Below are 15,818 nucleotides of genomic sequence, written 5' to 3'. Positions count from 1 at the left end.
CCGGCCCACGCACCGGCCGGCCACCCTTGGAGGTCGCCCCGAGGAAACCCGGCTGCCGGAGCCGCGTAAGTTTCCCCGACACGTGACAGGGTTCCTGTCCGTCCGAGGTGCAAGACACCCCCAGACGCTCATGGCCTCACCGACTCCGTTCCTCTCCGTACAGGGCGTCCACAAGCGCTTTGCCAGGGTCCACGCGGTCGCCGGCGTCTCGCTCGACGTGGCGCCCCAGGAAATCTTCGCCCTGCTCGGACCCAACGGCGCCGGCAAGTCGACCCTCCTGCGCATGCTGATCGGGATCACGCGCCCGGATGAAGGGCGCGTCACCTGGGAGGGAGGCGCGGCGCGCCTCCCCGCCGCACAGCTGGGCTACCTCCCCGAGGATCGCGGCCTCTACCAGGACATGCCCGTCCTCAAGGTGCTGACTTACTTCGGCGAATTGCGCGGCATGACGCGTGACGCGGCCCAGGCGGCAGGCACGCGGTGGTTGGACCGACTGGAGTTGCTCCCCCGACAGGCGGACAAGGTGAGCGCCCTCTCCAAGGGGAACCAGCAGAAGGTGCAGTTCGCCGCCGCGGTGCTGCACCAGCCCCGCTGCGCCATCCTCGACGAACCGTTCAGCGGCCTGGACCCGCTCAACCAGGAGATCTTCCTCACCCTGGTGCGCGAGCTGCGCGACGCGGGGACGACCGTGCTGTTCAGTGCCCACCAGATGTCCCTGGTCGAACGACTCGCGGACCGGGTCTTCGTGATGCAGGGCGGCCGCGAAGTGTTGGCGGGCACCGTCGCATCGATCCGTGAACGGTGGGGCGAGGGGATGCGCCTGGTGCTTGAGGTCGATCGGGACCCGACGGCGGCTGTGGAGGGCCTGCGGGCGCATTCAGCCGTGTCGGGCCTGACCCACACCCCCACCACCGTGACCATCACGCTCGTCCGGGGCCATCATGTGGGCGACCTGCTGGGGAGCTGCGCCGAGCGACTGTCGATTGTGCGGGTGTCCACCGAAGAACCGTCGTTACATGAGATGTATGTGGCTGCGGTCGGCTCCACCGGCGCGACAACGGAGGCGGCATGACTCACTGGCGGCAGGTCTGGACTATCGCGCGATGGGAGTTCTCTCGTTTCGTGCGGTGGCGGCAGCAGATCATTGGGGTGCTGGTCATGCTGGGCGTTGGCGGACTCTCGGCCGGGGTGGGCAAGTGGGTCTCCGGCTCGCGATCCCGTCCGGTCACGGTGGCCGTCGTGGGCACTGACCGATTGGGCTTCCCATTACCGGCAGTCGACGGCGTGAGCTGGGACAGCACCCGCTACGCCAGTGCGGTGGCCGCAGATGACGCCGTGCGCGTGGACTCGGTCGCGGGCTCGCTAGTGGTGACGACGCGTGACAGCGTCGCAGTGACGAGCCGGCGTCGTGCGGCATGGACCGAGCGTGTCGCCCCGGCCTTCAACGCGGCGCGCCGCAACGCCACCTATGCGGCGCTCCCCCTGACTGACGCCGATCGCGTGGCCCTCGCCACGTCGATCGACGTCGCGGTTCACGTCGCGGACGGCCGGACCGGTGATCGCGGGGCCGCCCGCGTGTATGCGATGGCCATCGTGGGCATCGGGCTGCTGGTCCTGTTCAACGGATTTGCCTTCCTCTTCACCGGGATCACCGGGGAAAAGCAGCAACGGATCACCGAGCAGATGCTCGCGATGGTCACCCCGCAGGCGTGGATGGACGGGAAGATTCTTGGCCTCGCAGGCGTTGCGTTCGTGGGGACCGCGTTCCTGGCCGGAACGGGGATGCTGGCCCTGAAGCTGGTCCCGTTGGCCACGGGTCGGGCGATCCCCGCGTTGCCGCCCCTCCCGGCCGACGCGGGCGCGCTCCTCATCGTCGTGATCGCCGTCGCGTTAGGCACGGCCATGTGGTTTGCCTTCATGGCCGCCATTGCCGCGACGATCGACGACCCCAACGCGTCGCCGCGCACCTCGCTGCTGATGTTGCCGATGCTGCCGATGGGCTTTGCCTTCGCGCTCGTGTCGCGCGCGGACAGCGTCGTGGCCCAGGTGCTTTCGATGGTCCCGCTGACCTCGATGGCAGTCCTTCCCATCCGGCTGATGTCGACGACCGTGCCCTGGTGGGAGCCGATCGTGGCGTTGACGCTGCTGGCCGTGACCGCGTGGTCGTTACGGCGGGTGGCGGGGAAGATCTTCGCCGCAGGGGTGCTGCTCTACGGCAAGGAGCCGAGCATGCAGGAAACGCTTCGCTGGATTCGCGACGCCGACTGACCACGGCCCCGGGCGTGCCCCCGGGGCCCCGGCGTCACGCTCGACTCAAGGCACCACGCGCGGCTTGCCGATCTGGTATTCCTTCGGCGGAATCCCGTTCTGCAGGTGCTGCACGAAGTAGTCCCAGCGACGCCGCATGATGTACGGGCCGTCCTGGCCGAAGCCGTGCCGCGCGTGCGGTAGGAGCAACATGTCGAAGTCCTTCCCCGCCTTCATCAGGGCATCGGCCACCAGTTGCGTGTTGTACGGCGGCACGTTGTCGTCCATCTGCCCGTGAATCAGGAAGAGCTTCCCCTTGAGGTTCTTCGCGTGGGTCTGGTTGGCTTCCTCGGCGTAGTTGTCCGTGGCACCCTGTTTGACCAGCAGCCCCTGGTAGCGCTCCCCCCAATCGTCCTCGTAGTTGCGGTTGTCGTGGTTGCCGCTTTCCGAGATGCCGACGTCGAAGAAGTCGGAAAAGCGGAACATGGCCCCCGCGGTCGCGAAGCCCCCGCCCGAGTGCCCCCAGATTCCCACCTTGTCGATGTCGATGAAGCGATACCGTTCGGCTAACTGCTTCATGCCGGCGACCTGATCAGGGAGGGTGTTGTCTCCCATCTTGCCGTAGTAGGCATCATGGAACGCCTTGGAGCGACCCGGCGTCCCCATGCCGTCGATGCTCACGACAATGAAGCCCAGCTCCGCGAGCGCCTGGTTGTCACCGCGCGACGCGCTCCACATGCGCGGCCCCACGGAGCCGGACTGCGGGCCGGGGTAGATGTAGTTGATGATCGGGTACTTTTTCGTCGAATCGAGATTCGTTGGCGTGTGCATGACGCCGTAGATGTCGGTGCTGCCATCGCGCCCCTTCACCGTGAACGGCGTCACCGGCTTCCATCCCGACGCGACGAGGCGCGAGATATCGGCCTTCTCCAGGTCCATGAGGAGCTTACCGTTCATGTCGCGCGCGACCGTCGACGGCGGGGCGGTGAAATGCGAGTACGTGTCGACAAACGACTTGCCATCTGGCGCCATCGTGATCGTGTGGTGGGCCACCTCGGGCGTGAGGAGCGTGAGCCCCTTCCCGTCAAAGCCCACCTTGTAGAAGTGCTGGTAGTACGGATCGCGCCCCGCCTCGCGTCCGTTGGCGGTGAACCAGATCGTGCGCGTCTTCTCGTCCACCCGCACCAGCTCGGTGACATTGCCGTCACCCGTCGTGATCCGGTTCTTCAGCTGCCCCGTCGTGAGGTCGTACAAGTACAGGTGGGTCCAGTTGTCGCGCTGCGACCACCAGATCAACTCATTGGTCGCGGGAAGGACGCGCCAGAGGTCTTCCGGATGCGAGGCGTCACCCACCTGCGTCGCGCTGGTCTCGGTGATGAGCGTCTTCACCTCACCGGTCGTCGCATTGGCAATGCGCAGCCAGGCGGTCTTGTGGTCGCGTGAGCTGGAGATGAAGGCGAGCTGCGACCCGTCGGGGTACCACTGCACGTCGCAGATCCCGCCTCCGCAGGCCACATGGTCCGATACGGTCGAGCGATGCGCGTCGGGGGGCATCTGCAGGCGGACCATCTTCGGCTGCCCATTCGCCCAGGAGAGGATCACGCGGCTGATGCGGAAGATCACCGAGTCCCCCGGCATCGGGTATTTCCACGCCTGGAGCTGAGGCGGTCCCACGTTCGTCGAGACCAGGAACATGTCGCGCGTCCCGCGCTCGTCGTGCTGGAAGGTCGCCAGCTGCTTCGAGTCACCCGACCAGGTCGCGATGGGATTCGGGCCGTGGGTCCACCCGGCGTTGTTGGTCGCGTAGCCAAACTCCTTGATCCCATCGGTCGTCAGCTGTGTTTCGCGCCCCGACGCCATGTCCTTCGCCACGAGGTTGTAGTTGCGAATGAACACGGCGGTGTTCCCATCCGGCGAGACGCTGCTGTTCGGCGGCGGTGATGGCAGGTCGCCGGCCTTCTGGCAGCTGTAGGCCGTCAGGTCGCAGCGGTATCGCGTGCGCTGCAGCGTTGTCGTCAGCACCTTGCCGTCGGCCGAGAGATCAAAGGCATTGAACGGGAGTCGGTTGCCGTCGACCTGGCCTCCCGACGCCGCGGCCAGTGCGGCCCCGAGGCGCGCATGGTCGAATGCGGGCGCCTTCGTCTTCCGGGCAGCGTCGACGAGCTGGAAGGCGTTCCCCTGCGGGGTCGACACGCGATAGTAGAAGCGCCCATCCGGCAGCCAGGTGGCTCGACCGGCGACCCCGGAGACCAGCGTCCCAGTACCAGGCGCAAGGAAACGTTCGGCGCGTGCATAGTCGGCATCGGTGAACTGCCGGGGCGATTGCGCCGCAAGCGCGGACGCCGAAAGGACGAGAAGCGGGAGGAGCGTGCGCATGGCCGTTGGTTCGGAGAAGTGAGGAAAACTAGGGCGTTGCCACGGGTGGTCGAGTAGGCCGCGGCCACTCGACGGGTGTCGGCAACGCCGTACCCTGTCCCTCCCGGTCACGGGAGGCGCTCGAACACCACGCCGAGCGACAGCTCGAAGTCAGCTGGGCGTGTGCCAACAACCAGCCGTGCAGGGCGACCATCGCCATCGGAAAACGCTACCTCGACCCACGTCGGAAACCCGGCACCGTTCAAGACTGGGGCGCGGAATGTGCCGCCTCCGAGAAACTCCATCGGTGCCATCTCCTCCCCGGGACGCTCCAGCCACAGCGTATCGCCTCGAACGACCGTGTTCCACCGCGTCAGCAACTCGTCGCTGAACCACGCACCCACATAACGCGCGAGCTCCGGCCCACGGGGGGCCGGTGGAACCGAATCACTGATCCGACTTCCCACCTCGTACCCCTCGTCCCGCTCCATGATGATCGTGACAGCGCGGCCGAGCGAATCGCCGGAAAACGTGTAGATCGCGCCGTCGCCCTGCCATCGCCCATCGCGTCGACGCATGAGCTGCGTCGAATCGGAACCCCACAACTCGTACAGGTGCCCCGCATGGGTGACGAACCGAAATGGATCCCACGACAACGGCCAGGAGCGGTAGCGGCCAACCAGGCGAGTGACTTCCCCCGTCGGGATCTCGACGATGTCCGCGGCCGAATCCGCGACGACCGTGCCGGCCGGGAGGAAGCCGTCCGCGATGGCGCGCGCGACCTCGAACGGATGCATGTTCGCCCCGTTACACAGCAGGGCAACGCCGACCCCAGCATCCGGGAAGTACAGGTGGCTCGTCGAAAACCCACCTCCCCCGTTGCGGTAGAGCATCCGGTGCCCGCGGTGCCGGGTCGACCAGCGACCGTACGCGTACGGGGCCACGTGCGGAAGGTCCAGTGCAAGGGAGCGCGCAGCGTGACGGCGATCGCACCCGGGACCACCCTTCCCCCGTCGAGCGCCAAGTCCCATCGCAAGAGGTCCGCTGCACTCGTATAGGTATTGTCGCCGCCCACCAGCATGCTGCCCGGGAAACGTGTCCGCAGGCCGGTACCATCCCGCTCGTACGCCAACGCCTGACCCACCACCGGCTCGCCGGCGGCGTCCAGCACCCGCGTCCGGTGCATCCCGGCGGGAGCGAACAGCGAGTCCTCCATCCAGCGTCCATACGACATCCCGACGGCGGCCTCGACGACGGCTGCAAGAAGGGTATAGTCACTGTGGCTGTAGTCATGCCGCGAGCCAACACCAAAGTTGAGTCCGCGCTGGCGCCGCATCAGGGCAAGGAAGGCCGGCATGCTCCGCGGGTGCGTTCCCGCCATCATACCCAGGGCTCCGTAGTCCCGGACCCCGCTGGTGTGGTGGAGCAGGTCCCTGACGCGCACCGCCCTCAATGCGGGCGCGAGGCCGGGGATCCATCGCGCGAGGGAATCCTCGAGCGAGAGCCGCTTGTCCGCCGCCAGCCGAAGCACCGCGGCGGCCGTGAATTGCTTGCCCACCGACCCGATATCGAAGGTCGTCCGTTCATCGATGCGGATCGCGTGCTCGAGGACGGCCATTCCATACCCGCGTTCGTAACGTATGCCCCCCCCGTGGGCCACCGCGAGGGCGCAGCCGGGCCCCTCCCCATCTACGAAAGCCATCATCAGGGAATCCGCTCGCTCGACCGCCCGACCGTCCGGCGCATCGGCTGGCGTTCCTCCCGCGCAACCGGTGGCGGCGCCAATCAGGGCCAGGAACGGCAGGTGGAAGGACCGGCGCATGGGAGGTGAGGTGGGCGACGTACGGCGCCCTCTGTTGGCACCCGTGCGACGTCGCGATATTCGCCAACTTCCGGCTACCCGGCGAAAGGAGCAAGTAGAGCGCGCTGTTTCCGGGCCGCCCCGAGGTGACAACACTCCGGATCACACCTCGACGACCAACGACCGGCCACCGGCAAGCAGCCCATGACCCGAAGCCAACAACTCGCCATCGTCGCGGCCTTCGCCCTGGCCGGCTGCACGGAACCCGTGACCTACGACCTCGTCGTCGCGGGCGGACGGGTGATGGACCCGGCGACATCCACCGACGCGGTGCGCCACATCGGGATCATCGGCGACACAATCAGCGTCATCTCCGACGCGCCACTGACCGGGCGCGACACCGTGGACGGCACCGGGCTCGTCGTCGCCCCGGGGTTCATCGACCTCCACGCGCATGGCCAGACCACCGGCGACATGCAGGTGCAGGCGCGCGACGGCGTCACCACGGCCCTCGACATGGAAGCGGGTGCATCACCCGTGGCCTCGTGGTACCAGTCCATGGAAGGCAAGGCGCCGCTCAACTTCGGGGCATCCGCCGGACATCGCCCGGCGCGATTTGGTGTTTTCCACCCCGGCGTGGCCATCGGGCACGGGTCCACCAACCCCGCGCCGATCGTCGCACTCGGCCCTCAGCCGGCTGGCGCCAATCAACCCGCCTCGCCAGAACAACTCACGCAGCTCGAGGCCGTGCTCACGCAGGGCCTCGCCGAAGGCGGGCTGGGACTCGGCTTCGGGATCAACTATTCCCCGGGTGCGACCCGCGAGGAGATCGAGCGCCTCTTTGCCGTCGCCGCCCGGCACCGCGTCCCCGCCTTCGTGCACACCCGCGCCTTTGGCGTCGCGCCGATTCGCGAGGTAGTGGAGATCGCGACGAAGGTCGGGGCACCACTGCACGTGGTCCACGTGAACAGCTCATCGTTAGGCGACCTGCCGCTCTCCCTTGCCCTCCTCGACTCGGCCCGTGCCGCCGGTCTCGACGTCACGACCGAAGCGTACCCCTACACCGCGGGTTCAACGCGACTCGAGTCCGCCATGTTCAACCCGGGATGGCAGGCCAACCTGCGGGTCGACTACGGCGACATCGCCTGGCCGCTAACCGGGGAGCGACTCACGGCCGAGAGTTTTGCGCGGTACCGCAAGCAGGGGGGATGGGTGGTCATCCACATGATGAAGGAGGAGAACGTCGACCGGGCCATCACGCATCCCGGCGTGATCGTTGCGAGCGATGGCGTGCCGTTCATCAATGGAACCGGACATCCGCGCGGCGCCGGCACCTACGCACGGATCCTCGGTCACTATGTGCGCGACCGAAGGGCGCTCCCGCTGATGGACGCCCTTGCGAAGATGACCATCCTTCCCGCGCGCCGGCTCGAGTCATTCGTCCCCGACATGGCGAAACGCGGCCGGATTGCGCCGGGCGCCTTCGCCGACCTCACGATGTTCGACGCCGCGACCGTGCGCGACCGCTCGACCTTTGCCGAACCGATGCTCACGTCCGAGGGGATCCCGCACGTGCTTGTGAACGGGACCTTCGTGGTTCGGGATGGCCGCCTGGTGGAGACGGCGCGGCCTGGTCGCGCGGTGCGATCCGCCACGAGGAGTCCCAGCGCGCCCTGACCGGCTGTTCCGACAACGCGACCAGGGGCGAAGCTTCGGGCAGCACGGCGACCGATTCGGGATCTCGAATCCTGCTGCGCGCGCGCGCCGTACCTCCTCAATCCCCCATCGGTCCACGGCCCATGTCCCGTCCCGCGGTTGTCCTGGCACTTTCCCTCGCAGCCGGCGCGTGCGCATCCGTCCCCCCAGCGAGCAGCAGCGACGCCGACCTCGTCGTGCGGGGCACCACCGTGGTGGACGTCGTCGCCGGCCGCACGATCGTGAACCGCGACGTGCTCCTGAAAGGCGACCGCATCGTCGACGTGGTCCCCAGCGGACGAGTGGCCGTCCCCGGGAGCGCACGAGTTCTTGACGGCCGTGGGCGCTTCGTGATCCCGGGGCTGTGGGACATGCACGCCCACCTGTTCTTCCAGCTCGACCCGGTCCGTCAGCAGTTGCCGCTCTTCACCGCACATGGGGTGACAGGCATTCGCGTCATGAATACCCCGATGCTGACTGGCGCTTTGGCGCGTTACCGCGAGGTACAAGCGCAGATCGCCAACGGCACCCTGGTGGGACCGCGCGTCCTGGCTGTCGGCAGTTGGAGCGTGAACGGGGCCGCGGGCGTCCCCGACGCCATGCCCGCGTACTACAAGACACGCACGGAGGAGGAAGGACGCCAGCTGGCCCGCCGCATCAAGGACCTCGGCTACGACTTCATCAAGATCTACAACGGCATCCCGCGCGAAGGGTACGTTGGCCTTACGGACGAAGCCCGACGCCTCGGCATCCCGTTCGCCGGCCACGAACCGGCGCCGATGAGTGCTATCGAGCTGTCCAACGCCGGACAGCGCAGCATCGAGCACTCCCGCATCTTCCTCCTCAACTGCTGGCCTGGGGCGGACTCGATGCGCCAGCGCCTGCAGACGGCACACCACACGGTCATCCGCCAGCGCATGGTGGACGAGTACTCCCCTACGACCTGCGCCGAGGTGTTTCGCACGTTTGCGAAGAACGGTACGTACATCACGCCGACCCACGTGACGCGGAAGATGGATGCGTTTGCGGATGACGGGATGTTCCGCGCGGATCCGCGCATGCGCTTCATCCCGGTGCGCCAGCAAATGGGATGGTACACCGATGCCAATGGCATGGTCGCCGCGGATCCCTCACCAGCGGGGCGCAAGGGGTTCATGGACTTCTACCAGAAGGGCCTCACCCTCACCGCCGCGGCACACCGCGCCGGCGTCCCCATCATGCTCGGCACGGATGCCGGCGATTCCTTCGTCATCCCCGGGGCGAGTGTGCACGACGAACTTGGCGAACTGGTGAAGGCCGGGCTCTCGCCGGCCGAAGCCCTGCGAGCCGCGACGCTGAGCGGTGCAACCTTCCTGGGCCGCACGGCGGAATTTGGGAGCGTGCAGGCCGGGCGCGCCGCGGACCTGGTGCTCCTGGACGCCAACCCGCTCGCCGACATCACCAACACGCGCAGGATCCGGACTGTCATCCGCGGGGGACGCGTATTCGAACGCGCGGCGCTCGATTCCATGCTGGCGAGCGTGGAGTCGACCATCAAGATCGACGCACAGAACGCACTCTGGATCGCGTCGGTCTCCGGCGACACCGCGGCCATCGTGCGCGCACTCGCGAACGGGGCGCGCATCGACTCGATCGACTTTGTCGGCAATCGGCGCCCGCTCAACTACGCGGCCGGGGGCAATCACGCGGCGGCCGTGCGCGTCCTGCTGGCACGCGGGGCGAACATCAACCTGCCAAACAACACGGGATTCACCCCCGTGCACCACGCGATCGAGGGCGGCGCGGTGGACGCTCTGGCGGTCCTGCTGATGGCGAAGGCTGACGTGTCGATCCCCGCACGCGGAGTCGCGCCGGTGGCCACCGCACGGCGCCTCAACAACCCCAGGGTCCTCGCCCTACTCCGGGAGGCCGGCGTGGCGCGCTGAGCTCGGTCCACTGCCAGCCCTCCCGGACGTATTCCGGCGCCGCGCCTGTTTGGGCCGGCCCAGTAGGGCCCTCTTTTCACCAGACCCAGCGTCACCGGCCACCTGACGTCTGGCGTGACGAAGCGGCGTCGGACGACTCCGCGTGACCGTGGGCGGCCATGGCCCACGCCTTGCTCAAGGGGTCATACCGGCTTCCGATCGGCGCCGGCCGGACCGGCACCTCACCTTCGCACCACTGTTCAGCATCCGGCATACGAGCACGAGACTTTCTCCGCGGCCGCCGCAGCCCCAACTGATTCGCATCCCGCCGCGGGGTGGCCGGCCCATGGCGCTGTTTGGATTGTCACTCCGGACATTCTGACTTCTTCGCACCACAGGACGTCCAGGTTCCCGGGGCGGTGTGGCGGCCACGCACGTCAGGTGCTGACGAAACGCACCAAACTCCAACCAACTTTCGCTTGCATGGTCCGCCCGTCACCGCGTCATTCCGCCATCCACGTGGCAAATCACCAGACGCATCTGTGGTTGTGGTTGGTCTGGGTTGCCGGGTTCCTCGGCACCTGGCTCTTCCTGGTGATCGGGAACGGCTGGTGGGGTCGTGTCGCCGATCACTGGCCGATCTCGGTGGCCATGGCGCTGGGATCGTATGTCGCCGGCTCTACCCCGATGGGTGGGGGGACGGTGGGATTCCCCGTGCTGGTGCTGCTGTTTGACCAACCGGCGGATTTTGGTCGGCAGTTCAGCTTCTTCATCCAGTCCATCGGGATGACCAGCGCGTCGATCTTCATCCTGTGCGCGCGGATGCCCATCGCCCGAACCGTCATCCCCTGGGCCATGGTTGGGTCCGCGATCTCGATGGTGATCACCCATTATGTGATCTTCCCGCAGCTCTCCGGGACCGTTGTCAAACTGGCCTTTGCATGCATCTGGGGCGGCTTCGGCATTGTCACCCTGGTGAAGCTGAAACAGCTGCTCTCGCACCATCACGCGCCGACCCTCGGCCCGCAGGCGGACATGCGCTTCGGCCTGGTGGGCGGGCTGATCGGGGGAGTCGCTTCAGGGCTCACCGGGGTCGGCGTGGACATGGTCGTCTACACCGTGCTTGTCCTGATTTTCCGTTCCGACCTGAAGCCGGCCATCGCCACAAGCGTGATCCTCATGGCCTGGAACTCACTCCTCGGGACGGGGTTGACCGTGTGGGATGGTGCGGTGGAGGCGGAGGTCGTTGGCAACTGGCTCGCCGCATCGCCGATCGTGCTCTTTGGCGCGCCCCTTGGAGCGTGGGTGGTGTCCAAGGTGCGGCGCGGCCCGACCCTGGTCTTTGTCTCCGCCCTCTGCGTGCTGCAACTGGTGTGGACGTTATCGCGCATCGACCCGACCCCCGAGATCCTCGGGGTGACCGTTGGCGCGGTACTCGCATTGAACGTCGTATTCCACTTCATGTATGCGTACGGACGCCGCCTGCGTCCGGATGCGGGCGAGCATGAGCGAAGCCTGCTCCATGCCTAGGCGCGGGTGACCGGCGGGCGCGGGCGGCTCCCGAAGTCCGTCATGCCGCGGTTACTTCACCACCTCCCACGCGATCGACGCGATCTCGCCTAACGCCTGCCCCGCCACGATCGCCGGATCGCCTTGTGCCACGGACAGGTTGTTCACGTAGATCGCAAAGGCAATCTCCCGCCCGCCTCTTGAAGTGAAGTACCCGGCCAGACCCTTGCCGTGGATGAGCTGTCGCCGATTCAGGGGATCGTACGAGCCATAGGTCCCCGTCTTGGCAAACACCTTCCCTGCCCCCGGGCTGTTCACCTGGATCGCCGCGAGGGTGCCGTCCTTGCCGAGCGTTGGCATCGCCGCCTTGAACTCCTGCGCCCACGGCTTGGTCCACACCTTCGCCAGCAGCCGCGACATAAAGCGGGGCGCAAAATAGGCGTCGCCGCCGGCCCCATCGCCCTGCACCGCCCCGTTCAGGTCAAGCCCCTCGCTGACCAGCCATTCCCGCGCAATGTCGAACCCATTGCGGGACGCCCCACCCTTCAGCGCACCCAGCACCAACGGGAAGTTGCTGGCATGCAGGTTCTGCGATGTCTTGAGCAGCACGACCGCCTCCTTCGACAGTGGGAGCGACACATGCTCGGCCACCAGCAGCGAATCTGCATAACGAGCGGCAAGTACGGACGCGTCGACCATGCGCGCCCCCAGGCGCGGGATCGCCGCGACGCCCGCCTCGTTTAGCACCTCGGTGAAGGTGATTTCGCCAAAACGCGACGGCGAGGGAACGACCCAGCGCGGATTGCTCGGCGGCCCTACGGGAACGGAGCCGGTGATCACCAGGTAGCGGCGGTCCTTGTTGCTGCTGTCTTCCACCGTCCGCACCGCCGGCGCTGTCCCCGAGTCGGTCGTCGTGAGATAGGCCTGCACCGTCAGCAACGACGTCTTCGGAGAGACCGTCACGGTCGCCGGCTCTCCTGCGCGCCGCCCAGGCGTCACCACGAGGTCGATCACGTTGTCGTTCACGACCATCGGTGACAACACCACGCGCGTGCCCAATTCGCGCGCTCCCTCGCGAAAGAGGGACGCGTCCACGATCACCTGGCCGGTGACCCCGCGGATCCCCTTTGCCGCGACCTGCTGCGCCATCTGGCGGAGCGTCTGCAACGGATCACCAGGCAGGGGCTGGCCGCCATACGAATGGTCCTGGTCGATGAAGGCATACCGATCACCCTCGCGCACCCGGTGGGAGATATTCGGATCCCCGGAGGCCACGAGCACGAGGTCGCCCTGGACGATCCCGTTGCGCACTGGCCCGGTGCGATACACGCGCGTCCGGAACCGATGGTCCGCGCCTAACGTCTGCATCGCCGTCGCCATCGTCACCACCTTCGTGGTGGACCCCGGGACAAAGAGACGATCGCCATTGTGCGACATCAACACCTTGCCGCTGGCGATGTCGTAGAACTCCATCCCCCAATGCGCGTGGGTGAACTCCGGGCGGTTCATCACCTCCTGGATGCGCGCGTGGGGAGCAGGTTGGGCGATGGCAGCGGCGGCGGACGCCAGGGACCACAGGGACAGGACCGTGAGGCGGCGGGGCATGGGCAGTGCGAAAGAGTGGTCGACGCGTGAGGCACGGCGAAGATGCCCACCGCGCCGTCCAGCGTCAAACGTGGTCCCCGACTGGCCCCGACCGCTGATGAGGGAGGCGTGACCGGTGGCGGCGAGTTCGATCGAGGCCCAAGTTGGAGCGTCTCCCGCCAATAGGCCCACTCATGTCGTCCCGCCGCGACTTCGTCCAACGTGCCACCCTTGCGAGCGCCGCGATGGCTCTGGGCCCACGTGCCGCGACCGCAGCCGCCACGTCACCCCGGCCGACCGCCGCACCGACGCGGGCACAAAAGCTCCTCATCCTCGGCGGCACCGGCTTCATCGGGCCGCACACGGTCAAGTACGCGCTCGAGCGCGGCCACGAAGTCACCATCCTGACCCGCGGACGCAGCGCGACGAAGGTCGATGGCGTCGAGCACCTCATTGCCGACCGCGAAGGCGACCTCAGCGTCCTGTCGCGTCGAAAGTGGGACGCTGTCCTCGACAACAACGCCCGCGACTATCGCTGGGTCCAGCGCAGCACGCGCGCCCTCAAGGACTCCACCGATCACTACTTGTTCATCTCGTCCATCTCGGCCTATCGCACCGCCGACATGTCGTACGCGAGTGCGGGCGACGTGCGGATGACCCCGGTCATGGAGGACTACCAGCGCTTTACGCCCCCGGCCAACTGGAAGGACGGCGACGTCGCCCCCTACGGGCTCACCAAGGCGCTCTCCGAAGACATCGTCAACACCGCGTTCCCCGGCCGCAACACGATCGTGCGGCCGGGCCTGATCGTCGGGCCCGGCGACCCGACGGATCGCTGGACCTACTGGGTGATGCGGGTGGATGCGGGCGGCGAAGTGATGGCGCCCGGAAACCCCAACCATTCGTCGCAAGTGATCGACCAGCGCGACCTGATGGAGTGGTCGGTGCGCCTGGCCGAGGGACGCGTGACCGGCGCGTTCAACGGAACCGGTCCGGCCACGCGGATGACGTTCGCCGAGATGCTCGCCGGGTGCCGTGCCTCCACCACGTCGGCGGTCAGCTTTACCTGGGTGCCTGAGTCGTTCCTGGCTGAGCAGAAGCTGCGCATCTGGAGCGACATCCCGGCGTGGGCACCCGGTGATCCCCTGATGTACGTCAGTGTGGCTCGCGCCGTGGCCGCCGGGCTCACCTATCGCCCGCTGGCGACGACGGCGATGGACCTGATTGCGTGGGACAAGGCCCGGCCGGCGGCGGAGCGTGAGAAGCGCGCGGCGGGAATCACGCGGGCCCGCGAGGCCGAGGTGCTCGCGGCGTGGAAGCAGCGGTCGCGCTGACGCGGTCGTACCCGCGGGCACGGCCGGTACGCCGCCGCCCGCCCTGACGCAATCGAGGAGATGTCGATGGAACTGACCCGCAGGGAGCTGCTTTCCGGGCTTGGGGCCACCGCGGTGTCCGCGGCGATGGGAACGTCCGCCGGAGGACAGACGGCGCAACCACGAGCGACGGGCCCCCTCGTCCCCGGGATCCCACGTAAGCAGGACTTCGCCATTGCCGAGGGCTACACCTACATCAATGGTGCCTATACGCATCCCATGCCCATCGCGGCCGCGGAGGCGTATCGCGCCGCCGTCCAGCGCCGCGGCTCCCTGGGGTTCCCGGCGCCGGCGCCGCTCCCGGATGCGCGCGGCGCCTTCGCGCGGTTGATCAACGCGAAACCGAGCGAGATCGCGTGGATCCAGAACACGAGCAGTGGCGAGAACCTGGTCATCGAGGCGCTGGGGCTCAACCGCCCGTTTGACGGCAACATCGTCACCGACGACCTCCACTTCGAGGGCGCGCTCATTCACCTGATGGAGTTGAAGACACGCGGCGCCGACATCCGCGTCGCGAAGTCGAAGAACGGCGCGGTGGACCTCCGCGACCTCGAGCGCCTCGTGGACCGCAAGACGAAGCTGGTCGAGGTGTCGTTCGTCTCGATGTACAATGGGTTCCAGCACGACCTGAAGCAGGTCTGCGACCTCGCGCATGCGCATGGGGCCTACGTGTACGCGGACCTCATCCAGGGGGTCGGCGCGGTACCATTGGACGTCCGGGCGACCGGGCTCGACTTTGGCGCGACGGCCACCTACAAGTGGATGATGGGTGACTTCGGGCTCGCCTTCTTCTACGTGCGCGAATCGCTGATCGAGCGCGTGCTCGGCCGGCCGCACTGGTCCTACAACTCGGCGCCAGACGCGGCGATCCACTTGTCGCCGCTCGACCCGCAGTACCCGACGCCGGTGACCTACACGCCGGGAGCTGATGCGGCCAGCCATGTCCAGCTGGGAACCACGGCCCTCTCCGTGGCGGCAGCCCTCGCGGTGTCGGTACCGTACCTGGAACAGCTCGGTGTCGCCAACATCCAGGCGCATCGCCAACCCCTGCTGCGCAAGCTGCAGGCCGAACTGCCGCGCCTGGGCTGGATCCCCCAGACACCACTCGACAGCACCTCACCGATCGTGACGTTTGCCGTGAAGGACACGCGCGAGGTGGGCCGCAAGCTCGACGCGGCGCGGGTCAGCGTGCGGGTCGCGGATTACTGGGTGCGCATCGCACCGTCGGTGTTCAACGACATGGCGGACGTCGATCGCCTGCTCGATGCGCTCACCTGAGGCTCCGACCCTGACGCCTCGTAGGGTCTCGGCCGACGCACGGGTCAGGTTCGTGGGACCTGCCGGCGAGTC

Annotated in this window: 11 protein-coding genes; 7 read left to right on the top strand and 4 right to left on the bottom strand. The window is 67.4% G+C overall.

Going from position 1 to position 15,818, the window contains the following annotated elements:
- Positions 1 to 130: 130 nt before the first annotated feature.
- Together IPK85_22640 and IPK85_22635 are read left to right on the top strand one after the other, a co-directional pair.
- Positions 131 to 1,072, top strand: coding sequence for an ATP-binding cassette domain-containing protein (locus tag IPK85_22640; GenBank protein ID MBK8250162.1), 942 nt, complete (start codon positions 131 to 133; stop codon positions 1,070 to 1,072).
- Positions 1,069 to 2,268, top strand: coding sequence for an ABC transporter permease (locus IPK85_22635; protein ID MBK8250161.1), 1,200 nt, complete (start codon positions 1,069 to 1,071; stop codon positions 2,266 to 2,268). Before IPK85_22640 ends, IPK85_22635 begins: the two co-directional genes overlap by 4 nt.
- A 45-nt stretch (positions 2,269 to 2,313) precedes the next feature.
- Here IPK85_22635 and IPK85_22630 read toward each other — a convergent pair whose 3' ends face one another.
- From IPK85_22630 to IPK85_22620, 3 genes are all read right to left on the bottom strand, one after another.
- Positions 2,314 to 4,623, bottom strand: coding sequence for a DPP IV N-terminal domain-containing protein (locus IPK85_22630; protein ID MBK8250160.1), 2,310 nt, complete (start codon positions 4,621 to 4,623; stop codon positions 2,314 to 2,316).
- A gap of 107 nt (positions 4,624 to 4,730) precedes the next feature.
- Positions 4,731 to 4,982, bottom strand: coding sequence for a hypothetical protein (locus IPK85_22625; GenBank protein ID MBK8250159.1), 252 nt, complete (start codon positions 4,980 to 4,982; stop codon positions 4,731 to 4,733).
- Positions 4,976 to 6,424: a beta-lactamase family protein gene (locus IPK85_22620; protein MBK8250158.1), complete on the bottom strand. Its 1,449-nt coding sequence runs from the start codon at positions 6,422 to 6,424 to the stop codon at positions 4,976 to 4,978. The genes IPK85_22625 and IPK85_22620 overlap by 7 nt, the downstream gene beginning before the upstream one ends.
- A gap of 183 nt (positions 6,425 to 6,607) precedes the next feature.
- Here IPK85_22620 and IPK85_22615 point away from each other — a divergent pair, with 183 nt between their 5' ends.
- The 3 genes from IPK85_22615 (at position 6,608) to IPK85_22605 (ending at position 11,532) form a co-directional block, all read left to right on the top strand.
- Positions 6,608 to 8,080 (top strand): amidohydrolase family protein, encoded by a 1,473-nt coding sequence (locus tag IPK85_22615; protein ID MBK8250157.1) that lies wholly within the window; start codon positions 6,608 to 6,610, stop codon positions 8,078 to 8,080.
- Positions 8,081 to 8,202: 122 nt separating this feature from the next.
- On the top strand, positions 8,203 to 10,023 hold the full coding sequence (locus IPK85_22610; GenBank protein MBK8250156.1) for an amidohydrolase family protein: 1,821 nt from the start codon (positions 8,203 to 8,205) through the stop codon (positions 10,021 to 10,023).
- Positions 10,024 to 10,521: 498 nt separating this feature from the next.
- On the top strand, positions 10,522 to 11,532 hold the full coding sequence (locus IPK85_22605; GenBank protein MBK8250155.1) for a sulfite exporter TauE/SafE family protein: 1,011 nt from the start codon (positions 10,522 to 10,524) through the stop codon (positions 11,530 to 11,532).
- Between the two features lie 51 nt (positions 11,533 to 11,583).
- On the opposite strand, the gene dacB is transcribed toward IPK85_22605, so the two are convergent.
- Entirely contained in the window at positions 11,584 to 13,116 is a 1,533-nt protein-coding gene (gene dacB / locus IPK85_22600) for a D-alanyl-D-alanine carboxypeptidase/D-alanyl-D-alanine-endopeptidase (protein MBK8250154.1), read from the bottom strand.
- A 173-nt stretch (positions 13,117 to 13,289) separates the two neighbouring features.
- Between dacB and IPK85_22595 the strand changes: the two genes are divergently transcribed.
- Together IPK85_22595 and IPK85_22590 are read left to right on the top strand one after the other, a co-directional pair.
- Positions 13,290 to 14,429, top strand: a complete 1,140-nt coding sequence (locus IPK85_22595) for an NAD-dependent epimerase/dehydratase family protein (protein MBK8250153.1) — start codon at positions 13,290 to 13,292, stop codon at positions 14,427 to 14,429.
- A 66-nt stretch (positions 14,430 to 14,495) separates the two neighbouring features.
- Positions 14,496 to 15,746: an aminotransferase class V-fold PLP-dependent enzyme gene (locus IPK85_22590; protein ID MBK8250152.1), complete on the top strand. Its 1,251-nt coding sequence runs from the start codon at positions 14,496 to 14,498 to the stop codon at positions 15,744 to 15,746.
- Positions 15,747 to 15,818: the final 72 nt, after the last annotated feature.

This window comes from Gemmatimonadota bacterium (assembly GCA_016712265.1).
In the GTDB taxonomy this organism is placed as follows: domain Bacteria; phylum Gemmatimonadota; class Gemmatimonadetes; order Gemmatimonadales; family Gemmatimonadaceae; genus RBC101.
Note: the sequence above shows the minus strand (reverse complement) of the source record. Positions and strands in the feature narration are given on the sequence as shown.

Bases quoted from the DNA above. Each gene is read 5' to 3' on its own strand.
- IPK85_22620 (MBK8250158.1), bottom strand. From the start codon at position 6,424: ATGCGCCGGTCCTTCCACCTGCCGTTCCTGGCCCTGATTGGCGCCGCC.
- IPK85_22590 (MBK8250152.1), top strand. From the start codon at position 14,496: ATGGAACTGACCCGCAGGGAGCTGCTTTCCGGGCTTGGGGCCACCGCG.
- IPK85_22610 (MBK8250156.1), top strand. From the start codon at position 8,203: ATGTCCCGTCCCGCGGTTGTCCTGGCACTTTCCCTCGCAGCCGGCGCG.
- dacB (MBK8250154.1), bottom strand. From the start codon at position 13,116: ATGCCCCGCCGCCTCACGGTCCTGTCCCTGTGGTCCCTGGCGTCCGCC.
- IPK85_22595 (MBK8250153.1), top strand. From the start codon at position 13,290: ATGTCGTCCCGCCGCGACTTCGTCCAACGTGCCACCCTTGCGAGCGCC.
- IPK85_22630 (MBK8250160.1), bottom strand. From the start codon at position 4,623: ATGCGCACGCTCCTCCCGCTTCTCGTCCTTTCGGCGTCCGCGCTTGCG.
- IPK85_22615 (MBK8250157.1), top strand. From the start codon at position 6,608: ATGACCCGAAGCCAACAACTCGCCATCGTCGCGGCCTTCGCCCTGGCC.
- IPK85_22635 (MBK8250161.1), top strand. From the start codon at position 1,069: ATGACTCACTGGCGGCAGGTCTGGACTATCGCGCGATGGGAGTTCTCT.
- IPK85_22640 (MBK8250162.1), top strand. From the start codon at position 131: ATGGCCTCACCGACTCCGTTCCTCTCCGTACAGGGCGTCCACAAGCGC.